The following is a 20,467-nucleotide window of genomic DNA, read 5'->3' as shown; positions in this document are numbered from 1 at the left end:
AGAGACGAGTTCCAGATCTAGCAGTCGTTGATGAGTGCCGTGGCATCCTCAGCCGAGAGGTAGCCACGCACCTCGGTCTCAATCGACTCACCCGTGTACGTCATGTCGGGCTCGTGGCACCGCGTGAGGTGTTCCTCCAGCGCGTTCGTGATCCACGTCGCGTTCTCGGTGGACGTGATCTCCAGTTCGATCTCCGCGCCGCCGGCCATCTGCGCGAACGCTACGCGGTCAAACTCACACTCCGGCATCTGCTGGACGATCGCGCCCATCGCGCGGAACACCGCCGCGGGCACTTCGTTCGTGTCTCCGCTCTCGAATGGTGTCGTCTGTGTCATGGGTTCACTCCGTGTCGTGCCGGGATAATTGTTGGTGCCTGGAGGGGCATGTCGTCAGTCGGGGTCGAGACCAACCATTCCCGGCAGGACCAGCACCTCGTCGCCCTGCCGGGCGAGGGCGTTCTTGTCGTGCGTGCGCCGCAGTCGGATGAGACCATCTTCGCGGCCGACGATCGCCCACGCCGAGCCGCACCAGTCGATGGTCTCGCAGTCATCAGTGCTCCGCTCCATTCCAGTGCGCACCCGATCGCGACCGGCCGAAGAGGTCGCAGTTGCCGAACAGGCACGACTCACAGACCATCCGGTGGGCTTCGAGCCACGGCACGTACCGCGACACGGTGATGTTGTCGTTCTCACCGCAGTTGTCACACGGGTCCGGTGACGTGACGCGCTGGCTCACTCCGACCACTCCCGCAGGTCGTGGTTCCCGTCTCGGCGGGCGTCCGTATCGATCAACAGCCGGCCGTCGGGATCGAGCACCGCGTCGGCCACCGTCATGTCACGGTTGCCGTTCCCTTCGATGATGTCGTCCATCACGCGGCCTCCGTCCAGGTGCACCCATCCTCGCAGTACGTGACGGTTTTCGTCTCGGGCGTCACGAGGTCGCGCAGGCGACAGACGTTCGTACTGCCGCCGCAGTCGGGGCACTCATCGCGCGTGCGCTGGAGCGAGGTGGGCATCATACCTCCACCCCTCGCGCCGCCAGCTCGTGCGTCTCGACGACGTCCACGCGGATGAGCACCGGCCAATGTTCTTGCGCACCAGTGTCAGCCGTCATGGCGATCTCGCCCTCCGCGAGGATCCGATCGGCCGCTGGCGAGGGTCGAACTGTGGTGCCTGCGCAGGCAACGCACATCGCGCACACGACATGCCACTCCGCCGCGTCGTGGGGTCGTTCCGCGACGACCGAGATCGGAGTCGTCTCGTACTGTTTGACGTGGCAGTCACGGCAGCGAGTCGGCTGCGGGAGTTCGATGCCCTCCAAGGCCTGTCGGGCGTTGAGAGGGTCCGTCATCAGTGATCGGGCTCCGGCAGGGGTTCGACGGGCGTTCCGTCCGCGTTGCGCTCAAAGCGCCCCTCGACGTGGGTCACGGTTGCGCCACACTCACAGTTGAGTTCGCCGTCGAGCAACGCGGTGTAGAACTCTTCGCCGCGGCCGACCTTCTCGACGCGGTCGACGATGTGGCCGTCCATGCACACGCACAGGACGAACTCGTCGGGGATGACCCAGATCGATTTCGTGTGCGTCGGCCGCGATGGGCGGTTGACCCGCGTCTGAACCTGCGAGACCGTGATGTGCGCGCCGTCGCACTCGTCGCACGAGATGACAGTGTGCCGCGCCCCGTGGTGGCTGTGGGGCGCGACGTGGCTGTCCTCCTCCGTGCAGTGCATGGCGTCTCGATCCGCGCCGCAATACTGACAGCCATTCACGGCGTCGGGGAGTGGAGCCTCGCCGCGGGCGAGGCGTTCGGCGTTGTCCGAGTCGCCCTCGCCACCGTCCGCTTCGATGGTTTCGGTGGTGTCGGTGTCGCCGTCGTGGACCGTGAGCGCCCCACCGTCCGCCATGACGCCCTCGCCGCGGTCGAGATCGCGCTCTTCGTTCTGTTCTGCGACTCGGATCGCCGCCAAGACGTTTTCCTGGTGCTCCTGAGTCATGCGCTCGCCGCGCTCGATCGCTCGCTCAATCTCGTAGGGTTCGTACTCCTCGCCGAGCTGCTTGCGGACATCGGGTTCCGAGTAGACCCCGACGAGGTGGGTGAGTTCGTCGCGGGTCTGTTCGAGTGCGTGGCCGTCGTCGGTGCGGGTGTATGCCGGCACGAAGATGGCCGTCGCACCGTCGAGTGCTACAGGGGTCGCGCGCTCCGTCTGGATGGTCGTGGGCTGTGCGGCCGTCGTGTCGCTGGAGTTTTCAGCGGTGGGTGCGAATGTGGACATGCTTCCATTACCTGGGAGCGGGGTCGGGCGTCCTACCGCCCGGCCGATTTCTCGCGTCGGCATCCCGCTCATACCTAACCGTTAGACCCTGTGCTAATAAAACTTGTGACTCAAACCACCATCTCACGCTTGCAACACAAACACTTTATGCGGCGGGTTCGTAGCAAAAGCGTGTAATGCAAGCCGAGGAAAGAGTCGGTATGGCGCTCTCGAAGAACGACCTCCGTGAGATCGACGCGATTCTCGTCGGGTATCTCAAAGAAGGACGTGTGACACCAGTGTACGCCCGTGATCGCGTGATTGATGAAGGCCGTCGGAAAGAGATCACCAGCACCTACATCAGCCAGCGGTTACAGCGGCTGACGGAACATGGCCACACACGCAATCTCTACGACGACGGACTCTACGAGTTGGTTTCTGAACCAGAGGATTAACCGCTTTCACCCCCACACTCGCAGTTGCATTCCCGAGTCTGCTGTTTGCACTCCATCCCGCGCAGCGACGACTGTCGGATCGCGTCGGTGATCTTCGGCGAGTCGAACAACTCCAGCATTCGCTCGCGGTGTTCTTCCGTGATCGTGACCTCGTGGCGGGACTTGCCTTCGAGTGTGGGATTATCGCTCGACATCCTCACCATACTTAGGCAGTTCTTCGTGAAAGACTTCCGCCGATATTGCCGCTATTGCCGGATCGTCTGAGACGACGGAATGGCATAATTGTCTAAACGTCAGTAAGTAAGATAAACGTCGCGTGGGACATTGGGACGATGAGACCGTATATCGATATTAGCCATGCCACGCACGGGCGTGTCAAAGATTATGCCGAAGCTCACGATCTCGATCTCGACGCCGCCTACGAGGAGGTGCTTTCGGCCGGCCTCGACGAACTGGAGTAGACAGTTCCGTCGATTTCCGGAAGCCGGGTAATTCCCCCGTTTCGGCCACAATTTTTATCATGCGTACTGTTGACTTGGCCCGGAGGATGATGGAAGAATCACCGTGGCTTGCTTCGGGCCACTACCCCGTGCCCGTTCATCTAACCCCCGATCGGTTCGAGTCGAACACCGTCGCCGGATGTCGATTTCCAGAACTGTATTACTTTCACTCCGGATCAGAACAACAGTTTATGGGCGGATGTGCGTGGGATGTGATGGGATGTCACTGGCAAGCGCCCCACGACGCCAGCCGTGGCGGTACACCTGCCCGCGCGGTCATACGAGCTGGGAACCGACGAACAACCATCTCTGGTGTGCGACGTGTTCGCGGAGTTCCGATCCCGAGGTCGATCCGGAGTTTTGGGAACTCCACGACAAGCGGACTGGCGAGACCGTCAACCACCACGACGTACTCGAAGAGGCCTAGCGGAACGATCCACTGGAATAATTCAAATCCAATGCACGAGACAGACACCGAATCTACTGTTGAAAACGAGGTCGAGATCGGCGAGGAACTACTGATTGCGATGGGTGACGAGCTACGAAAGACCGACAAGTCGGTGACTGAGCTTGTCAGCGACTGTTGTGAGCGTCAATTGGAGAGTAACCAGAACGGCGGCGGTTTGACACGGCCTTAGTCAGCCGCCATCCCCGTCGCCGCCTTCGGATTTCCCTCTGAACCACACTCACCATCGAGTTCCTTCCGTAGCGCGTTGCGGATGAACTCGCTTTTGTTGTCGCCATAGTCGAGCTGGTCCTCGATCTCCTTATCGAGATCTTCGTCCATGCTGATCGTCACGCGAACGGTGTTGTCGGTCATCGCTGTACGTGGGTCTACTAGACGTATGATTATAATACTTACGTCAGACATACGATGAGACGGCAGTAGTTCTTACTTCCTACTTCATAACCGCATAACGGATTAACAACATAAGTATTAAGGTCACACCCGCATAAGTCAGGTCCATGAAACGGAAGTCGATGACCATCGAGCAAGACCTCCTAGATCGGCTTGACGAGTGTGGTGGCATCGACACGTCATTTTCGCAGGTGGCGCGTGACGCAATCGAACTGTACGTGCACGCACACGAGCAGAAAGAGGAGGCGGGCCGCGATCTCTCCGATGGGTGGGAAGTGGACGCGATCGATCGCTACGTTTCGGATGACCCGGATCAGCAGACGCTTTTCGCTGATGGTGGAGAGCGATGAACGCACGCACGCGGGGCGTATCGCCCTCCGTGGCCGGCCAGGTCGTGCCACGAGAGGGGTCAAAGCCCGCGGAGACTGCTGAACCCAGTCCCATGTTCAACCACGAACTCCGAAGCCGAAAGGCTACCGATCGTAGCGAACCCGAACACAGCGGCGCGGCCGGCGAGGTGTCAGCATGAACGTTAGCAATTCCGAGTTCTTCATGGTCCAATTGCCGAGCGGCGAATCGATTCACGACACACGCGACGAAGCACTCGCGCACCTTCGTGAGAACGCGAACGGTCTGAGCGGTGAGGCAGAAGACGTCTCGGTCGTGAACGTCAGCATCGAAGGCAACGACTGGCAGATCAAAGAACTCGCGTGGCAGCAGATCGCGCTCGAACTCCTCGGTGGTGGTTCCGAATGACAGAGAACCAGTACCGCGAGGTCGATCCCTACGAGGTCGCGGTGAGCGACATGAACGAGCGGCGGTCCTCGCCCGTTACCAGCTCGATCCAAGAGTCGATCGAGAAACAGGGCGTGATCCAGCCCCCGCTCGTGCGCGAGCGCGACGGGATGGACGACGCTGAAGTGCCCTATGAGGCCGTGGTCGGCCAGCGGCGTGTGCTCGGTGCGCAGGCCGCGGGCGGTGTCGAGACCATCCCCGTTGTGGTGGTCGGGTGGGACGACGCCGAAGCACTAGAGGCGTCGATCACCGAGAATATCGATGTGTTTAGAGAAGACGTGTTGCCAGAGGACCGGGCCACCGCAATTCTCCGTTTGATGGACAAGCAAAATTACAACCAGCGGCAGGCAGCCGAGGCGCTTGGTGTTGGGAGAAAGGTGGTGACTCGAATGATCGAACGGGGCCGCGAGGAGTGGGAGGGAACAGCCCTCCATCCAGAACACGACAACAGCACATCAACTTCGCCCACCAAAGGGCAGACGGAGAAGACCGTTGACAATTTAGACGATAATTCGGTTAGGGAAATACGGAAAATGACTGGTGGCGGCAGTGAAGGGGAAGAAATCGCCACCAAAGCCGTTCAGGATGGGCTTAATCAACACGATCTAAACGAGGCGAAAAAACGGGTCGACAGAGGTCAAGACCCTCACGGGGCGGTCGAATCTGTCACTCGTGAAAAACAGGAGATACAAGAAACAAAAGCAGAGGAGCGCACTCGGATCGAACTTACCTTTTCAGGTGACGAATCCGAAGCCCTCACGACCGCCGCAAAGCAACGCGGCGCGACCGAGAACCAAGTCGCACGCCAAGAGATCGTGCGGTATCTCGAAGCGGAGGGGTTCCTATGAGTTCCCAAGCCGCGCAGCCGTCAGAGGATGTCATCCACAAAGAAGACATCCCCGAGTTGGTGTACGACGCCCTTACCGATCGCTTTTCGGACCAAGACCGACGCTCGCGTGGGTGCTTCTTGAGTCAGTCCTACCGGGAGATCATGCGTTTCGTCGATCCATCCGACGTACAGCGCATCGTGGCCGATCGGAAGATCGTCAGCCACACGAATGAAATTCCACTCACGGGCGGCCTTTCGGACTGTCTGAAAGCGAAGACGCCGGAAGGTGTCTCGGTGGAACTCAAATACGATCGGTCGAACGTCGGTGGCACGCCATACGATAAATACCACGGCCACCTGATGAATTGGTTCGATCGGTACGACGACGTATACGACCTCCCGGTGCGCGAACTCGTCCTCCGTGTCGATAACCAGGCGCTCCGCGACCAACTCCTCGCGGTGCTTGAAGACTCGCTCGGGTTCAACGACCCTGGCGAGTTCGAGACGCCATTCTACGCTGTCATGCGATCGAAGTCGCCTGGCGATGCGCTTTTCCAACAGGTACGAGACCACCACAGCCCACTCCCACGCGCTTACTTCAAGAAACCAACAGAGAGCGACAAGCGCGGGATGGGGTGGCCGACGCAGACGCTTGACCTCGTGGCGCTGTGGTCTCACCGCGCGTACACACGCTCAGGGAACAAGCCGCTCGGGATTACGATGCGCGAGATCGAGGAACTCGCGTTCAACAACGTCGAAACCGAGCGCCGGATCTATGGAGCCATCAACTCGCCGCTTGTCATCAACAAGTGGCAGCGCCAATTCACCGCCGGTACGACTGACGAGAAACGGTGGAAGTGGGGCGAGACTGAAGGGTGGGTGCGGACGCGATGAGCGCCGACCACACGTCTACGACGGTCGTTGGACCTGCGACGTGTCCGACCTGCGGGGATAGCCCACCAACCGAGACGCTCGACGGCCGGAACAAGTGTCGCTCGTGCGGTGCCGTGTGGGAGGTCTGGCTATGAACGACGAACAGCACCTACTGCACGCTGAGGAGGTCGTCGAAGGGGAGAGGTCACAACTCCGTGAAAAATCAAAAGACGAGCTCATTGACAAACTGCTGAGTGCTCATTTCCACATCGCTGTTGCGAGTGGTGCGTACTCCTCGGTTACACAACTTGACAGTGAAGTGGTGAAATCATGAGCGACAAGACGCTCCGTCGCTCGCTCCAGTCCGTATTCGAGCGCGGCCCCGTCTCCGAGCGCACCGAACGCGAGCGCGTCGGGCCACTGGACGAGACTGTCGAAGCGCGTCCGGGCGGGCATAATGGCCAGCGCATCACGCTCGCCACCGCGGGCGAACCCGGCCAGCCAGTCAGTGATGGTGGCAAAGGCCAGTGGCTCTCCGGGTGGGCCGTCCCGCCAGAGGGGATCAAGACCGGCTCGGGGGGCGAGGCAGAATGAGCACCGAGAGCCAGTCACCAGGAACTGTCCAGTTGCCGAGCGGCGACGTGGCCGAACCGGAAACCGACGAACTCCCGCGCCGGCCGTATTGGTCGCCGTATATCCACCCGCACGCTGCGCGGCGGTGGAACGGGCGGACGGCACCCGACACCGTGTGTCCCGAACACGGGTGGGAGCGCGGTATCGAACTCTCGGGGCGGCCCGGTCTGGACGCCTATGATTGTGAGCGCGTGTGTTTCGATCCGTGGTCGGGGGCGTTGTTCCTCGGGCATAGGTCGATCGCGTTCACGGTGATCGACATTCCGGGCGCGTGGGATGACGAACGCGGGACGATCCACGCGCAGGCGTACAACGCAATCTGTGAGAAACTGGCCGACGCCTTCGGCGACGACATCGACGAGGTCCGGCAATCGTTCGGACTGATTGACTTCGACATTGGGCGGGGGGGTGGTGGGTGATGGTCGCCAAAGACCGCCTGCACGCCCGCGAGACTGTCAGCAAAGCGCAGACGGACATCGACCTCCGGAACGACGCGGCGGCGATCGAGCGGCTGGCTGACGCCGCTGAGTTGCTCGCTAGACTGGCCGACGAGGACGAGGAGAGTGAGACGGAGAGCACCGACGGCCCGATCGAGAGTGCCGTCGAGCGCATCGGGAGGGCGAGATAATGGCCGCCGAATCGCAGGTGGTCATCGACCCCCACCGCGATCCCATCGGCAAGAGTGGCATCGTCGCACTCACGCAGGGCGAGCGGGGGCGCATCAGGCACGCCGTCGCGCCGACCACCGTCGATGTGGATGGAGAGGGTGGGTATGTCCGCCCGCCGGCCTGCGACCCGGACTGTGACGAGTACCCGGCCGCCAGTATCCAGGTGATCGTGGCTAATAGCGAACTGGCGCTCGAAACCGAGCGGTGCGAGACGTGTTTCGCCGCGTTTTACGGAGGGATTCAGTCATGAGTGAAGACCACTGGGCGATTGACCTCGCGGCCGCGGTGCTCGCGGGTGTGATAATGGCGCTTATCACCGCCCTGGCTGCTGTTGCGGTGGGGGCGCTCGTCGGGATCGCCGCCGCCACGGCGGCGTGGACGCTCCACGAACTCGGCGTGGTTCTGACGGTGATACTATGAGCGAATCGTTCGTCATGGCCGTCCTCGATCTGAACGGCGTCAAGCTCGGCAACGCCGACGACGAGGGCTATATCGTCACCTGCGAGGAGTACAACGACTCCGATATTATCGACACCGAGGACGTGTTTGAGAAAGCGCGCGAGCACGGGCTTGGCGTGGAGTGGACGCGTTCTGACTTCGCCGATGGCGAGGTCCGCGTCAAGGTGGGTGGTGACGATGGCGAGTAGCGCCAAACGCGACAGCGACGACTACCACTGCCATTTCTGTGCCTACGACGCCGGCACGGCGCAGGAGGTCAAAGCCCACCTCCTCGGCGAGCACGCGGTCGAGATCGCGGCCGACGAGTGGGGGCGGTATGTGACGCGGCGTGACGGGGATGGCATCGACCTGTGGAGGCGTGTGCCATGACGCCCATTGAGACCGTACTCGCTGGCGTCGGGTTCACGCTGTGTTCGATCGGTGCGGTCGCACTCATCCAGTTCTGGGTGTTCGGCGAGCGGCCGGAGGATCGCCAGCCAACTACTGCGGAGACCAACGACTCATGAACACCGAAGAAATCCTCAACGACCCCGACAAGCTCCGAGAGATGTACTGGGAAGACGATCTCTCATACAAAGGAATTGCTGGCGAGATCGGCAGTACCGTATACTATGTTAAAAAGGCGTTCGATAGGTTCGATCTTGAACGGAAATCTAGTGGCCGTGCAAAGGAGGTGCCTTGGGATGGGGAAGACGAACTCCGCGAGTTGTACGTTGAGGAGGGTCTGAGTACTATTAAAATAAGCCAAGAGTTTGGGTGTTCGCGGGGTTATGTTTGCACACAGTTGGAGAAGGCCGGAATAGAGAGGCGACCCTCTCGGAGTGGCTACGGATATGCTCCGTACAAGATCAACTCCAACGGCTACCCGGTTTGGAAGACGTATGTCGACGGGACGCACCACCGAGTTCCCGTCCATCGTTTGCTAGCGGTCGCTGAGTTCGGGTTCGAGGAAGTCGCCGGCAACGATGTTCACCACAAGAACGGACGCCGGTTCGATAACCGTCCTGGGAACATCTCCGTCCTAGACCCGTCAGAACACCGCCGAAAGCACGGGTTGGAGAATGCAGACGAGCAGCGCGAGTTAATGGAGGAACTGCGGGAGGCCGGTAAACTCGGAGGGGGTTCCGCATGAGTTTCAAAGCCATCACCCAGGCAGAAAGTATCGGACAGTATCTCGACCGTCTGAATACCGTCGTCAACGAGGGCAAGATTCACTGCGTAAAAGACGGCTTTCAAACAAAGGCAGTAGGGCCGGCGAACGTCGCAATGGTCTCGCTATCGTTGGACGCGGAGGCGTTCGAGTCCTACACGGGCGACGGCGAGGTGCTCGGTGTCAACACCGAACGGCTGGCGGACATCGTTGGCATGGCCGATGCGGGCGACCTCGTGCATCTCGAACTCAACGAAGAGACGCGGAAACTGGAGATCGAGGTCGGCGCAGTCTCCTATACGCTGGCGCTGATCGATCCCGATTCGATTCGGAGCGAGCCCGACATTCCCGACCTCGATTTGCCCGCCGAGATCGCGCTCGAAGCGCGCGACCTGAAGCGTGGTATCACGGCCGCCGATATGGTCTCGGATCATATCGCACTCGGCGTGGACGCCGACGACGAGGTGTTCTACGTCGATGCCGACGGTGATACCGACGACGTGCATGTGGCGTTGGGCCGTGACGACCTGATCGATCTGGAGGTCGGCGCGGCGCACTCGCTGTATTCGTTGGATTACATGAAGGACATGCACAAGCCGTGGGCGGCGGGCGACGAGCTGGTGATGCGACTCGGCGAGGAGTTCCCCGTCATGATCGACAGTGAGTTCGCCGAGGGTGCGGGCGAGGCGACGGCGATGCTCGCCCCGCGTATCCAGTCGGAGTGATTCGCGATGAGTGAATCCAGGGTCACGGCGGCCGAGTCCGATGCGTTCGACGAGTGCCCCGACTGTGGTGCGTTCTACGTCGCTGGACGGGCGCACGAATGCTCCGGTGGGAACACCCACCGTGGCGGACCGCGCACGCGCGACCACCGCGAGTGGCGGCGCTCGCAGGACGGTGGCGATCCCGACGCGACGGTGTTCGTCATGAATCCCGGCGGCGGCCCCAAAGCCTACCACAACGCGGACGGCGACGGCGATGGTCCTGCCGCGCAGTGTGCGAAGCGAGCCAACGTGGCCGGCCGCGAGTGGACCGAGACGACGCGCGCCGAAGCCCAGGCGAGGCGATGCTATCCCTGTTCGGTGTGCCATGACGACGTGCCGACCTCGCGGGAGGGTGGCGCATGAGTGTCGAGAGTACCGACAGCGAGACGGCCGATCTGCCGGACGAGGTGGGCCGTCACGAGTTTCTCATACAGGGAGAGAACGCCGTCAACGATCCGTTTGAGAGTGCGCTCACGCTGAAGAACGCTATCGATGGGATGCCGAAAACCAAGGCAACGTTCTTGCTCGGGCATTATTTCGAGCGGCAGGTCGCCCGGACGCTCAACAAGCGCATTTTGGACCTTCTCGGGAGTTGGCGAGTTCCCGATTATTACACGCAAACCAGCGATCGCGCGATGAAGTGGGTCAACCCCAACTACCACGACAAGAGTCGGTTCGCCGCGGTCTACGTCCGCTGTGAGTGCGGCGCGCTCGTTGTTCGAGAGGAGCGGTCGAAAGGGACTGTCAGGGTGCAGGGCGAGCACGAGCACACGGATGACTGCTGTCGTGAGTGGCGCACCGCCGCGCGTGAGGCGTTGGTCGAAGCACGCGTTGACGCCGTTGACGACCTGGTTCGGCTTTGCCACACCCCACGGGAGATCGCGCCGCGATTCGGGCTTGCGCCGGACGGATTTCACGGCAACTTCCTCACCCCGCGCAGCATCGACATCGAGAGGGAGAAAGAGCGTGCGCGCCAGCGCCGGGCAAACACCGCGGCGGTGTTACTCAAGCGCCATTCGCCGTCGGAGGTTGCCACGGTGTATGACCTCAGCGAAGAGTACGTGAAACGCGAGGTAAGACGGTGGACGGACGCCGACCCGCGAGACCTCTACGAAACCCGCAGGGCGCGGGCACGAGAGGAGTCCAACGAGGCGGCGCTCGACGACGTTCGGCGAGTCATCCAGACTAGTGGCGAGAAGAGCCGCCAGCAGTACGACGTGGACGGCAAGTGGCGCGCTCGGACTGTCGAGCGTAAGTTCGATACAGACTGGCAGGGCGTCCTCGAACGCGCGGAGGTGGCGGACGATGGGTGATTCAGCGCGGTGTCTCGATCACGACCACGGCCGCGACCACTACTCGGACTGTCCGAACTGTGAGTTGAAAGCCGAGAACAACGCGCTGCGGCGTGAGTCTCGCGAACGCGAGCAAGACCTCGCCCGCCTCGAACGGCGCGTCGAGGCGCTTGAACGGGCGGTCGAACGTCTCGAAGCCGACGGTGGGGTTGTGGCCGATGGCTCGGGCGTGGAGGTGGCGATCGATGGCTGAGGGCGTCTCGGCGAAGGATGAAATCACGCCCAACGAGTGTCAGGCGCTCCGTTTCCTGAGCGAAGACGGGTGGACCTACGACGAGTTAGCACTCGCGTTTGGGCGCTCCAGCGATAGTCTCGGCGACCACATCAACCGCGATTGTAAGCACGACGAGTTGGGCGAACCGCTGTTGCCCATCATCCCGAGCGGTGAGTGGATTCGCGAGCGACGGAACGCGGCGGGGCTTAATCAATCCGAACTCGCTGTCGAAGTCGGCGTCACGACAACCACGATCTCGCATTGGGAGACGGGGCGCACCAGTCCGAACGTCCCGCGTGCTCGCCGGCTGCGCGAAGAACTCGGTGGTGATGTCTATGAGTGACGCGCTGTCGGCGGAGATCCCGCTCATGATCGCTATCGAACGCCACCGCGACGAGCTGGCTGGCGACGAGTTGAGCGATCAGGAACGCGGGTGGGTGGAGGATGACATCTCGGACTTAGACGAGATTCTCGACCGCACGCGCGGGCGGTGGGGTGATGGAGATGTCGAGTAACATGCACCGATCCGGCACGCGAACGCGGCCGGGACGGTATCACACGCTGCGCGTCTACGGCGATGTTTCGTGTAAAGACGGCAACGCCGCTGTCGGGTGGTGTGTACTCGGGACCGACCCCAAAGCGGGCGCACTCCTCGAACGCGACGGCACGGAGGTCGGCCTCCTCTCACACGCCGAAGGCGAGTACCTCGCGGCGCTGTACGCACTCGACGCGGCCGCGCCCCACGAAGCCTCGCGGGTGGTGCTTTACACCGACTCGGATCAGGCCGCAGAGGCGATCCAAAACGAGTGGACGCACGAGCCATACATGCGACATGTTTCACGGATTCAACGGCGGTTGAACGGGTACGATCGATCCGAAGTGTGGCCCGTCGATCGAGAGGAAAACCAGATCGCCCACGAGGAAGCGCGGCGGGCGTGTCCGGGGGTCTCGGTCAAATGATTGAGACTCCCGAGGGGCTGGAGTTGCCCGAGGACTCGCCGTTGCATCCCCAGGGTCACGAGTGGGAACGCGAGTTCATCGAGGATCACGGGGACATCATGACTGCGCGGTATGTGTGTCAAGTAGACGCCTGTTCAGCGTTGTGTCAAGGCATCGTGGCGGAACAAGCGGGGCTTGATACCTATGTCTGAGAACGACAGTGCAAACTCTTCGATAGCGAGCTTGCGAGAGAAATTCATGAGCAAGAAATACGCAGCAATCGGCGCAGTCGTATCGCTACTGGCACTCGGCCTCGCCTGGTACTTCCGCCCGTGGCTCCAGTGGATCGTGTTCGGGATCTACACGACGCCGACGTTGTGGGTGCTTACTGCTGCTACCGTGGCACTCGGAGGCTACGCGCTCATGTCGATGGACGACAGCGGGCCGTCGACAGCAGTCCAGGCGCTCGCAGCGGTGATTATCATCGGCTTCATCGTGGCGTCGATCTCGGCGGGGTTCTACGCCTCGGAAGACCTGTCCGACCGGATGATGGGGTCGGCGGAACCCACGAACAACCTGAGCGACGTGGACGCCCAACAGCCGCGGATCGTCCCCGGCAACGTCGCGAGTAACTACGCCGCGAACACGCTCGACCTCCCGCAGTACCAGACCACGAAGCGTGACATCACGTTCGTCAACGACACGCCGCACTGGAGTTACGCGCTCGCCCCGGACGGCACGCGCAACCACTTCGCGCTCCAGCAGCGCGGGACGGTGCTCGTCGACATGACCCAGCAGAACGCGGATGTCCGGACCATCAACGACAAGATGGATGCAGGCATCGGCACCGCGTTCTACAACCACTACAAGTGGGAAGTGCTGAAGAACGGACAGTACCTCGCCAACTACGAAGATCCGTTCATGGTGCCGCACAACGGCGAGTCGTACATCGCGGTGCCGTACACGAAGCCCAACTTCAACGTTCGTTTCGCGCCGATTCCGACGCCGTACACGACCCCGGAATGGGGCGGTGTCGCACTCGTCGGGCCGGACGGTGAGGTGACTGACCTCTCGCCGCAAGAGGCACGGAACCACCCGGTGTTGAAGGGTCAGAAACTCGTGCCGTTCGACCTCACGAAAAAGAAGGTCAAGTCGACGAAGTTCCGCAACGGGATCGTGAACACGCTCCCGGTCGTGGGCGCTCACTCCGAAGAGATCGAGGTCGCGCCGACGCCGGGCAAGGGCAACGACCAGCCGTACATGATGCCGACGCAGAACGGCACGAAGTACGTCGTCGCGGCGGAACCCTACGGCAACGCGCAGGGACTCAAAGAAGTGTGGGAGGTCGACGGTCGCACCGGCAACCCTGTCGTCTACGAGAGTCCTGACGGCGAGTCACTGTTCGGGCCACGGAAGGCGGCGAACTACGTCCGGCAGGCAGCTCGCACGACGGACTGGGACCGATTCACGCCGGCCGAACCGTTGCCTACGGTGGTTGACGGACAACTCTACTGGATGGTTCGCGTGATTCCGAACGACGGCACCGGGGTCTCCTACGTCGCGTTCGTGAACGCAGAATCATCCAACGTCCGAGAGGTGTCCGATACGCCGGCTGTTGAGGCGTTCCTCGACGGCCAGAAGAGCGCGGGGGAGGTGGCCGCTGGTGGCAACAACACCAACGCATCCGGCGACGTGTCGGTGATCGTCGAGAAGCGCAACGCCAACGGCACGGTGGTCTCGACACTCCAGGTCTACGATAACGAGTCGGTGTCGATCCAACCCGCCGGCAATAACAGCACGAGGGCGTCGGGATAATGGCTGATAACTCCCCTAACGAGGGCCGTCACGAGGTCCGATTCGTGGATGATGAACGAGACAGCCTCGTAGCCGACGATGCCTTCGTCCTCCCGAGTGGCTGGGTGCAGGCTGAGAAGGGGCGTATGCTTCGATACATCCCACCTCACATGGTGGAGGAATTGGTGGTCACTGATGACTGAAGCCGAAGCCCGCGAGATTTGGGGTGACGAGGCGATCGACGCTCTCGACCTCGGAACGCTCGACGCGGTGCTTCAGGGAGGGTGGCCATGAGCGACGAACTACAGGACATCGAGACGTTCGCCGAGGAGAACGAGGAGATGCTCAAGCGCGTAGCCCGGCTCGGGTCCACTCCGCGCACACGCGCGATGGCGCGCATCATGCTTCGGAAAGGGTTGGATGCGCCCGATCAAGAGCGTGTCAAATCCGAGATTATGGAGGCGCTTGGATGAATCGATCAGTCGCTAAATCCTCTGTAACACCGTCCTACAACCCGCTATCGGTAGTTTTTAGTGCATGGGCCACTGTAGATGTAGCTAACGAGAGCGCGGTTCCGTCGTGGAAAAGTAACACGACCGGGGTGCCACCCGATCGCGTTCTCGCTGGAAAGCACGCCCATGATCCCACAAAGGAGACCACAGTGATGCGCACCTGTTCCTACGGTGGCGCATCCTATAATGGTATCGAATCGCCGAGTGTCGCGCCACCGAACGGTATCGCGGCATACGATACAACAGAAAAGAACTCAGTCCTCGGCTCGCTCACGGGCGAATCGTTCGATCTCGCTCCGGAGTTCTTGTCTGTCCTCAAAGAACTCGTCCATACCGACTTCGTCTTCGAGGATGTCAAGGAACTCGGGGTTGTCGGCAGCACGCTTCATGAATTGTCGGCGGACGCGCCGCTCTTCCATGTCGAGTTGCTGCTTCCCCTCTTGGGAGAGGGGTTGGTTGCACCAGACGCACGTCGGCTGTTCGCGCGGCGTCTCCCGATCGCACCGCGGACACTCGACAGGGCCGATCGGGTCGGGTTCCTCGTCGGAGACGTCGAGGCCACGGATGCGCGCCAGCTCGCGGTCGGAGTCGTCGCTAAAGACGCTAATGTAGCGACTGGCGACACGCGACCCCCGCGTCCACCCGTGGTGTTCCTCGATATGGGCCTGATTCATTCCACGGGAAGCGAGGTGCGCGGCACACGACTTCCGGAAGTTGGTGAGGGTCACGGGTCTGTCGACGCCGGCACGCTCAGCGGCGCTTTCGAGCGCCTTCTTGAACATTCGGAAGGAGAGCTCGTCGGCACTACTGAGCTTGCACCAGAGGGGTGCGTTGCGATCGTCGGGCGCGGGATGGTCGTCAATCCACTTCTGGAGGTGTGGGACGCTCGGGATGAGCGTGACAGTCCGCTTGCCGGTCTTGCCCTCGACGGTGATCTGGAGGCCGTTATCGTGGTCGGTGATGTCACCGACGGTGAGGCCACGGATCTCGCCACTCCGCGCGCCGGAGTCCCACGCGACGGCGATGAGGGCCGCATCCCGCGGGTTGCGCGATCCCTCGATCATCGGGAGGATGTGGTCATCCCAGTGGAGCATGTCGCGCGGTTCGGGCGCGGGGTCGTAGTTGCGCGAGGTCTGGCCACTCACCCAGTCGATACTGTCGGGCGGTTCGTCGCTCTCAGTGACGCGCTTGCCGAAGACACGGATGGCGATGCGATAGTCTCGATTGGTCTCCTCGTTGTCGTAGGTGCGATTGATCCAGCGGACGATGCGTTTGGTCGTCTCACGATCGTCGAGCGTGTCGGCGAGCCCGCCGACCTCCTCGGCCATGATCGTGCAATGACGGAGGAGTTTCTCATGTCGATGATCGGAATACTCAGCCCCGCGGAGACGGAGTTCGTCGGAGAATCGAAGCAGGACTTCGCTGTCCGAATCAGAAATTTCGTCGCCGGTTTCGATACGTTCCCGCAGATTCACGATCTCGGTGGCTGGATCGGTGGGCATGGTGGGGGCGTCGGCCAGGCTCGTGATAAAACCCTATTCACGGCTCTGAACCATTTGTCCCAAGCCGGTGGGGGGATTTGAACCCCCGGCCTAATCCTTACGAAGGATTCGCTCTAGCCAGTCTGAGCTACACCGGCGCAGATAGAACACCGATCACGACGGGTATAATCGTTGCGAATCGCTGGCGGCAAGCCATTTCGGAGGGTCGTCCACGATCCGTCTCACGCCCGAAGTCGCACGTCGAGACAGACGTTCAACTCGTGAGGTGCATACGATCGGACCGTGTGCTGTGTTTCGACAGTCATGTCGTACCCCTCGGCCGCCGCCCGGATCGCGCGCTCGCCCGGCCCGTAGGGATCGTCCTCGTGCTGGATGTCGTAGTAGTGGAGGACACACTCCTCGCCGGCGAGTTCGATCGCCGTGTCGAGAAACGCGTCGGCGCTGTGAGGCAGGTTCATCACGATGCGATCGGCTTCGTGCTCGATCCCGGCGGCGATCTCACGGACGTCGCCCTCGATCGCCTCGATCCGCTCGTCGACGTCGTTCCGCCTGACGTTCTCCCGGAGGTACTCGATCGCCACCGGGTTGCGGTCGACCGCGATCACCTGCGCGCCGCGCCCCGCGAACGGGATCGCGAAGGGACCGACGCCAGCGAACATGTCGACGATCCGCTCGTCGGTCGCCGCTTGCTGGACTACGCGGTGGCGTTCGGTCGCGAGTCGAGGCGAGAAGTACACCTCGGCAACGTCGAGCGCGAACGCGTAGTTGTATTCGCGATGGACGGTTTGGGTACTCTCGCCAGCGAGCACGTCCCACTCGCGGGTTCGAAACTCCCCCTCGATCTTCGAGGCGCGATTCAGCACCGTCTTCGCCGGGATCGAGGAGTCCATCACCGCGTCGGCGATCCGCTGTGCGCGTTCCGTGTCATCTTCGCGGAGCAACACGATGTCGCCGAGGCGCTCGTAACTCGGATCGAAGCCGAGCAGGTCGGCGGGCATCGTTTGTGTCTCACGGGCGGGTACGTCGCGCTCCTCGATCGTGTACCCGTCGGGCACCGCATTCGGATCGACGATCGGGGCGTAGAGCCAGCCGTCATCGACGGTGATCTCGTGGTCGTGATCGAGCACGCCCCGGTCGGCAAGCGCCTCGCGCGTCCGCTCGCCATCCTTGCGCGCGACACGGACGCACGGCACCTTCATACCCTATCTCGCCGGCAGTCGGGCCTAAGGCTGACGCTTCGCGGAGCGACTTGTCCGCAGCGGACCCAGCTACACCACGATCGCGGCCACCGGCACAACGGCTATCTCCGGCCGTCGCGTCCGTTGCCCATGATACCATCAGCCGAACCGGCGAACGCGACCCGCGAACGACCCCACACGGAATCGAGTTACGGGATCCCCGACGACGAGAAGGGGTTGTTGTCGTGGACGTTCGTCGCCGATCGTCTCCGCGAAAACCGCAACTTCTGGGTCTCGACGACGCTCCCGGACGGTGGCCCGCACGCCAGGCCCGTCTGGGGCGTCTACACCGAGGAAACGTTCTACTGTGGGGGCGGCGAGCGAACGCGGTGGGTGCGAAACCTCGCGGCGGATCCGCGCGTCGTCGTCCATTCCGAGAGCGGCGACGAGGTGGTCATTCTCGAAGGCCGAGTGGAGCACGTCGACGAAGGAACCGCAACCCAGGAACGGATCGAACGGGTAGACGCGGCCTACGAGCGGAAGTACGGCATCGAACACGGAACGCCCTTCTTCGCCGTCCGTCCCGAACGCGTTCTGGCGTGGAACGAGTACCCCACGGACGCGACCCGGTGGACGTTCGCGGAGCACGGTGTTTAATCTGACTCCCACCCGAGCTACGCCATGCTCACTTTCGTCGGTCTCGGGCTCTACGACGAGCGTTCGATCACGGTCGAGGGACGGGATGCGCTCCGCGACGCCGACCGCGTCTTCGCCGAGTTCTACACCAGCAAACTCGTCGGTGCGACCGTCGCGGATCTCGAAACCTACCACGACAGCGAAATCGAGGTCCGCGACCGAGCGAGTGTCGAACAGGACTCCGAACCGATCCTCGACGCGGCCGAGGGGGGCGAGGTGGCGTTCGTGGTCGCTGGCGACCCCATGATCTCGACGACTCACACCGATCTCCGACTCCGCGCGCACGAACGCGACATCGAAACCCGTGTGATCCACGGGACGACTGCCCAGGCCGCCGCGAGCTCCCTTACTGGACTCCAGAACTACCGCTTTGGAAAAGCGACCACGATCCCGTTCGCCTACGGCGACGGCGATATTCCCCAAAGTGTCCTCGACACCATCGACACGAACCGCGAGCGCGGCCTCCATACGCTCTGCTTTCTCGACATCAAGGCCGCCGAGGATCGTTATATGGCCGCGAGCACCGCCGCCGAGCGACTCGAACCGGGTCTCGACGATCCGCTCGGCGTCGTCGTCGCCCGCGCGGGAAGTCCAGATCCAATCGTGGCCGCGGATCGACTCTCGGCGCTCGCCGAGACGGACTTCGGCGACCCACTTCACCTGCTCGTGATTCCCGGCGATCTCCATCACGTCGAGCGCGACGCACTGATCGGTCTTGCAGGCGCACCCGAAGACCTCATCTAAACCCACTTTTTTACAGGGGGTCCTCGGTCGCTCGCTCCCTCGAACCCCCTCCAAAAACCTGGACTAAAAACACCCGCTCACTCGCTCCGCTCGTTCGCTCGCGGTAGGACTGCTGGCGCTCCCCGCGACCGCACCGCAACCGCCTTCCGCACCGCCGAGCCCTCGCGCTCCCTCCGGTCGCGCTCGCCCTCGATCCGCCGAGGACCGCACTGCGACCGCCACCGCACAGCACCGCCGAAGCCCTCGGCGCACTTCGTGCGCCTCGCCCTTCATCCTCCAGGCCCGCACCGCCTACTCGCCGCCGGAACCGCTGCCGTCGGCACGCATCCCGACGCCGAGCGCGCGCTGGAGGTCGTACTCGGTCCCGGTCGCCATGTAGAGCACATCCTCGATCACGACCATTACTTCTGGAAGTTCGTGGATCACAACCCACGTGATCGCGACCATCGCCACCACCGAGAGGCTCTGGGCGAGCACGCGGTCGGCGATGAAGTACGAGACTTTGTACGGGTCGGAGGAACCGAACAGCGACATGATCGTATCGGGGAAGAAGTGGAACCGCTGGGTGCCGAAGCCGATCGCGATGAACACGTTCCGAACGAGATTTAGCCCGTAGATCACCGGGATCGAGACCGCGAGTGCACGGAGTTTCCGGGAGAGCGGCGCGTCGGTCGCGGCGATGAGCCCGCCGAAGATCGCCATGCTCCCCACCCCGGTACAGGCGATCAGGATGGTGTACGTGATCGTGTGGTCACCATCGACGAACCAGAACGTGCTCTGGTAGTCGGGGTGGGTGCCAGTCGGGACCTGGGTTCCCGAAACCACCGTCGGATCGATCCCGAGTAGTTGGATCAAGAACGCGGTCTGACGGGTGACGGTCTCGATTAGGAACTCCCGGAGGATGGGGATCGTCTCAAACGGGAAAAAGATCAGTCCCATCGCGGCGATCGCCCGCGAGAGTACAAATAGCGAGTCGCGACCGCGGGCGAGCAATAATCCCGCATAGAGACTCGCTGGCACCGCCACCAGCGTCCCGATCCCTTCGATGAAGCTCTTCTGGACGAACGCGAAGTGATGGAACACCGAGAGCCAGAACACCCCGAAGAGGACCCACGCTGTGACCGTGATCGGGCGTGCAAACCGGCTCTCACGCCACGTAAGTGCCGCCCCGGCGGTGAAGGTGGCGACCACGAGCCACGCGAGCGGGTCGGAGAACCGACCGAACCACGCGAGCGCGGCGAGCACTCCGTCGAGCATTCATCGGCGTTACGACGATGGCGGTGATAGGTCTTGCCGTCGCGA

Annotated in this window: 40 protein-coding genes and 1 tRNA gene; 28 read left to right on the top strand and 13 right to left on the bottom strand. The window is 62.2% G+C overall.

The window, feature by feature from the left end; genetic code table 11:
* Positions 1–17 precede the first annotated feature (17 nt).
* Genes C449_RS00755 through C449_RS00740 form a run of 7 tightly spaced genes read right to left on the bottom strand, consistent with a single transcriptional unit; the run spans position 18 to position 2,270 of the window.
* Positions 18–335, bottom strand: a complete 318-nt coding sequence (locus tag C449_RS00755; protein ID WP_006075953.1) for a hypothetical protein — start codon at positions 333–335, stop codon at positions 18–20.
* Positions 336–389: 54 nt separating this feature from the next.
* Entirely contained in the window at positions 390–566 is a 177-nt protein-coding gene (locus C449_RS18000; RefSeq protein WP_161606417.1) for a hypothetical protein, read from the bottom strand.
* Positions 550–735: a hypothetical protein gene (locus tag C449_RS00750; protein ID WP_049913788.1), complete on the bottom strand. Its 186-nt coding sequence runs from the start codon at positions 733–735 to the stop codon at positions 550–552. The genes C449_RS18000 and C449_RS00750 overlap by 17 nt, the downstream gene beginning before the upstream one ends.
* Entirely contained in the window at positions 732–869 is a 138-nt protein-coding gene (locus tag C449_RS17995; RefSeq protein ID WP_161606416.1) for a hypothetical protein, read from the bottom strand. The genes C449_RS00750 and C449_RS17995 overlap by 4 nt, the downstream gene beginning before the upstream one ends.
* Positions 869–1,018: a hypothetical protein gene (locus C449_RS17990; protein WP_161606415.1), complete on the bottom strand. Its 150-nt coding sequence runs from the start codon at positions 1,016–1,018 to the stop codon at positions 869–871. The genes C449_RS17995 and C449_RS17990 overlap by 1 nt, the downstream gene beginning before the upstream one ends.
* The gene (locus C449_RS00745) at positions 1,015–1,350 is read right to left on the bottom strand and encodes a hypothetical protein (RefSeq protein WP_006075951.1); all 336 of its coding nucleotides are present in this window, start codon (positions 1,348–1,350) and stop codon (positions 1,015–1,017) included. The genes C449_RS17990 and C449_RS00745 overlap by 4 nt, the downstream gene beginning before the upstream one ends.
* Positions 1,350–2,270, bottom strand: coding sequence for a hypothetical protein (locus C449_RS00740; protein WP_006075950.1), 921 nt, complete (start codon positions 2,268–2,270; stop codon positions 1,350–1,352). Before C449_RS00740 ends, C449_RS00745 begins: the two co-directional genes overlap by 1 nt.
* Positions 2,271–2,446: 176 nt before the next feature.
* On the opposite strand from C449_RS00740, the gene C449_RS00735 reads away from it, so the two are divergent.
* Entirely contained in the window at positions 2,447–2,704 is a 258-nt protein-coding gene (locus C449_RS00735) for a hypothetical protein (protein WP_241430048.1), read from the top strand.
* On the opposite strand, the gene C449_RS00730 is transcribed toward C449_RS00735, so the two are convergent.
* Positions 2,701–2,898 (bottom strand): hypothetical protein, encoded by a 198-nt coding sequence (locus C449_RS00730; RefSeq protein WP_006075948.1) that lies wholly within the window; start codon positions 2,896–2,898, stop codon positions 2,701–2,703. The genes C449_RS00735 and C449_RS00730 overlap by 4 nt on opposite strands.
* A gap of 138 nt (positions 2,899–3,036) precedes the next feature.
* Between C449_RS00730 and C449_RS18770 the strand changes: the two genes are divergently transcribed.
* Complete coding sequence (locus C449_RS18770; RefSeq protein ID WP_006075947.1) at positions 3,037–3,165, top strand: hypothetical protein; 129 nt, start codon at positions 3,037–3,039, stop codon at positions 3,163–3,165.
* Between the two features lie 259 nt (positions 3,166–3,424).
* Positions 3,425–3,631, top strand: a complete 207-nt coding sequence (locus C449_RS00725) for a hypothetical protein (protein ID WP_006075946.1) — start codon at positions 3,425–3,427, stop codon at positions 3,629–3,631.
* 207 nt (positions 3,632–3,838) lie between these two features.
* Here C449_RS00725 and C449_RS00715 read toward each other — a convergent pair whose 3' ends face one another.
* Positions 3,839–4,024, bottom strand: coding sequence for a ribbon-helix-helix domain-containing protein (locus tag C449_RS00715; RefSeq protein ID WP_006075945.1), 186 nt, complete (start codon positions 4,022–4,024; stop codon positions 3,839–3,841).
* A gap of 146 nt (positions 4,025–4,170) precedes the next feature.
* Here C449_RS00715 and C449_RS00710 point away from each other — a divergent pair, with 146 nt between their 5' ends.
* The 23 genes from C449_RS00710 (at position 4,171) to C449_RS00595 (ending at position 15,006) form a co-directional block, all read left to right on the top strand.
* On the top strand, positions 4,171–4,413 hold the full coding sequence (locus C449_RS00710) for a hypothetical protein (RefSeq protein ID WP_006075944.1): 243 nt from the start codon (positions 4,171–4,173) through the stop codon (positions 4,411–4,413).
* A 175-nt stretch (positions 4,414–4,588) separates the two neighbouring features.
* The gene (locus C449_RS00700) at positions 4,589–4,819 is read left to right on the top strand and encodes a hypothetical protein (RefSeq protein ID WP_006075943.1); all 231 of its coding nucleotides are present in this window, start codon (positions 4,589–4,591) and stop codon (positions 4,817–4,819) included.
* A complete protein-coding gene (locus C449_RS00695) occupies positions 4,816–5,706 on the top strand; it encodes a ParB/RepB/Spo0J family partition protein (protein ID WP_006075941.1) in 891 nt (296 codons plus the stop codon). Before C449_RS00700 ends, C449_RS00695 begins: the two co-directional genes overlap by 4 nt.
* Positions 5,703–6,581, top strand: a complete 879-nt coding sequence (locus C449_RS00690) for a hypothetical protein (RefSeq protein ID WP_006075939.1) — start codon at positions 5,703–5,705, stop codon at positions 6,579–6,581. Before C449_RS00695 ends, C449_RS00690 begins: the two co-directional genes overlap by 4 nt.
* A 130-nt stretch (positions 6,582–6,711) precedes the next feature.
* Positions 6,712–6,894, top strand: a complete 183-nt coding sequence (locus C449_RS00685) for a hypothetical protein (protein ID WP_006075938.1) — start codon at positions 6,712–6,714, stop codon at positions 6,892–6,894.
* Positions 6,891–7,154: a hypothetical protein gene (locus tag C449_RS00680; protein WP_006075937.1), complete on the top strand. Its 264-nt coding sequence runs from the start codon at positions 6,891–6,893 to the stop codon at positions 7,152–7,154. The genes C449_RS00685 and C449_RS00680 overlap by 4 nt, the downstream gene beginning before the upstream one ends.
* Positions 7,151–7,612, top strand: a complete 462-nt coding sequence (locus tag C449_RS00675; protein WP_006075936.1) for a hypothetical protein — start codon at positions 7,151–7,153, stop codon at positions 7,610–7,612. Before C449_RS00680 ends, C449_RS00675 begins: the two co-directional genes overlap by 4 nt.
* Positions 7,612–7,821 carry a hypothetical protein gene (locus C449_RS00670; RefSeq protein ID WP_049913784.1) on the top strand — a complete coding sequence of 70 codons (210 nt, stop codon included), beginning with the start codon at positions 7,612–7,614 and terminating at the stop codon, positions 7,819–7,821. Before C449_RS00675 ends, C449_RS00670 begins: the two co-directional genes overlap by 1 nt.
* Positions 7,821–8,111: a hypothetical protein gene (locus C449_RS00665; RefSeq protein ID WP_006075934.1), complete on the top strand. Its 291-nt coding sequence runs from the start codon at positions 7,821–7,823 to the stop codon at positions 8,109–8,111. Before C449_RS00670 ends, C449_RS00665 begins: the two co-directional genes overlap by 1 nt.
* On the top strand, positions 8,108–8,281 hold the full coding sequence (locus C449_RS17985; protein WP_006075933.1) for a hypothetical protein: 174 nt from the start codon (positions 8,108–8,110) through the stop codon (positions 8,279–8,281). The genes C449_RS00665 and C449_RS17985 overlap by 4 nt, the downstream gene beginning before the upstream one ends.
* Positions 8,278–8,508, top strand: coding sequence for a hypothetical protein (locus tag C449_RS00660; RefSeq protein ID WP_006075931.1), 231 nt, complete (start codon positions 8,278–8,280; stop codon positions 8,506–8,508). The genes C449_RS17985 and C449_RS00660 overlap by 4 nt, the downstream gene beginning before the upstream one ends.
* Entirely contained in the window at positions 8,498–8,689 is a 192-nt protein-coding gene (locus tag C449_RS00655; RefSeq protein WP_049913783.1) for a hypothetical protein, read from the top strand. Before C449_RS00660 ends, C449_RS00655 begins: the two co-directional genes overlap by 11 nt.
* Positions 8,686–8,826: a hypothetical protein gene (locus C449_RS17980; protein WP_161606414.1), complete on the top strand. Its 141-nt coding sequence runs from the start codon at positions 8,686–8,688 to the stop codon at positions 8,824–8,826. The genes C449_RS00655 and C449_RS17980 overlap by 4 nt, the downstream gene beginning before the upstream one ends.
* Positions 8,823–9,452 carry an HNH endonuclease gene (locus tag C449_RS00650; RefSeq protein ID WP_006075929.1) on the top strand — a complete coding sequence of 210 codons (630 nt, stop codon included), beginning with the start codon at positions 8,823–8,825 and terminating at the stop codon, positions 9,450–9,452. Before C449_RS17980 ends, C449_RS00650 begins: the two co-directional genes overlap by 4 nt.
* Positions 9,449–10,195 (top strand): DNA polymerase sliding clamp, encoded by a 747-nt coding sequence (locus C449_RS00645; RefSeq protein ID WP_006075927.1) that lies wholly within the window; start codon positions 9,449–9,451, stop codon positions 10,193–10,195. The genes C449_RS00650 and C449_RS00645 overlap by 4 nt, the downstream gene beginning before the upstream one ends.
* Before the next feature lie 6 nt (positions 10,196–10,201).
* Complete coding sequence (locus C449_RS00640; RefSeq protein WP_006075926.1) at positions 10,202–10,597, top strand: hypothetical protein; 396 nt, start codon at positions 10,202–10,204, stop codon at positions 10,595–10,597.
* The gene (locus C449_RS00635; RefSeq protein ID WP_006075925.1) at positions 10,594–11,547 is read left to right on the top strand and encodes a hypothetical protein; all 954 of its coding nucleotides are present in this window, start codon (positions 10,594–10,596) and stop codon (positions 11,545–11,547) included. The genes C449_RS00640 and C449_RS00635 overlap by 4 nt, the downstream gene beginning before the upstream one ends.
* Positions 11,540–11,779: a hypothetical protein gene (locus C449_RS00630; RefSeq protein WP_006075923.1), complete on the top strand. Its 240-nt coding sequence runs from the start codon at positions 11,540–11,542 to the stop codon at positions 11,777–11,779. Before C449_RS00635 ends, C449_RS00630 begins: the two co-directional genes overlap by 8 nt.
* Positions 11,772–12,143 carry a helix-turn-helix transcriptional regulator gene (locus C449_RS00625; protein WP_006075922.1) on the top strand — a complete coding sequence of 124 codons (372 nt, stop codon included), beginning with the start codon at positions 11,772–11,774 and terminating at the stop codon, positions 12,141–12,143. The genes C449_RS00630 and C449_RS00625 overlap by 8 nt, the downstream gene beginning before the upstream one ends.
* Positions 12,136–12,315 (top strand): hypothetical protein, encoded by a 180-nt coding sequence (locus tag C449_RS00620; protein WP_049913782.1) that lies wholly within the window; start codon positions 12,136–12,138, stop codon positions 12,313–12,315. Before C449_RS00625 ends, C449_RS00620 begins: the two co-directional genes overlap by 8 nt.
* Positions 12,305–12,760 carry a reverse transcriptase-like protein gene (locus C449_RS00615; protein ID WP_206536521.1) on the top strand — a complete coding sequence of 152 codons (456 nt, stop codon included), beginning with the start codon at positions 12,305–12,307 and terminating at the stop codon, positions 12,758–12,760. The genes C449_RS00620 and C449_RS00615 overlap by 11 nt, the downstream gene beginning before the upstream one ends.
* 237 nt (positions 12,761–12,997) lie before the next feature.
* Positions 12,998–14,554, top strand: a complete 1,557-nt coding sequence (locus C449_RS00605) for an ABC transporter permease (protein ID WP_006075919.1) — start codon at positions 12,998–13,000, stop codon at positions 14,552–14,554.
* 269 nt (positions 14,555–14,823) lie between these two features.
* Positions 14,824–15,006: a hypothetical protein gene (locus C449_RS00595; RefSeq protein WP_049913781.1), complete on the top strand. Its 183-nt coding sequence runs from the start codon at positions 14,824–14,826 to the stop codon at positions 15,004–15,006.
* A gap of 293 nt (positions 15,007–15,299) precedes the next feature.
* Here C449_RS00595 and C449_RS00590 read toward each other — a convergent pair whose 3' ends face one another.
* The 3 genes from C449_RS00590 to C449_RS00580 form a co-directional block, all read right to left on the bottom strand.
* Positions 15,300–16,547 (bottom strand): tyrosine-type recombinase/integrase, encoded by a 1,248-nt coding sequence (locus C449_RS00590; RefSeq protein WP_006075916.1) that lies wholly within the window; start codon positions 16,545–16,547, stop codon positions 15,300–15,302.
* Positions 16,548–16,609: 62 nt separating this feature from the next.
* A tRNA-Thr gene (locus C449_RS00585) sits at positions 16,610–16,684 on the bottom strand.
* Positions 16,685–16,768: 84 nt separating this feature from the next.
* Positions 16,769–17,746, bottom strand: coding sequence for a class I SAM-dependent methyltransferase (locus tag C449_RS00580; protein WP_006075915.1), 978 nt, complete (start codon positions 17,744–17,746; stop codon positions 16,769–16,771).
* Between the two features lie 129 nt (positions 17,747–17,875).
* On the opposite strand from C449_RS00580, the gene C449_RS00575 reads away from it, so the two are divergent.
* Positions 17,876–18,382 carry a pyridoxamine 5'-phosphate oxidase family protein gene (locus tag C449_RS00575; protein ID WP_006075914.1) on the top strand — a complete coding sequence of 169 codons (507 nt, stop codon included), beginning with the start codon at positions 17,876–17,878 and terminating at the stop codon, positions 18,380–18,382.
* A 24-nt stretch (positions 18,383–18,406) separates the two neighbouring features.
* Positions 18,407–19,165 (top strand): diphthine synthase, encoded by a 759-nt coding sequence (dph5, locus tag C449_RS00570; RefSeq protein ID WP_006075913.1) that lies wholly within the window; start codon positions 18,407–18,409, stop codon positions 19,163–19,165.
* A gap of 291 nt (positions 19,166–19,456) precedes the next feature.
* On the opposite strand, the gene artA is transcribed toward dph5, so the two are convergent.
* Positions 19,457–20,422 (bottom strand): archaeosortase A, encoded by a 966-nt coding sequence (gene artA, locus C449_RS00565; RefSeq protein WP_006075912.1) that lies wholly within the window; start codon positions 20,420–20,422, stop codon positions 19,457–19,459.
* Positions 20,423–20,467 lie beyond the last annotated feature (45 nt).

Origin of the sequence: Halococcus saccharolyticus DSM 5350 (assembly GCF_000336915.1) — an archaeon.
Classification (GTDB): domain Archaea; phylum Halobacteriota; class Halobacteria; order Halobacteriales; family Halococcaceae; genus Halococcus; species Halococcus saccharolyticus.
This window is presented reverse-complemented; position numbering and strand designations above follow the sequence as displayed.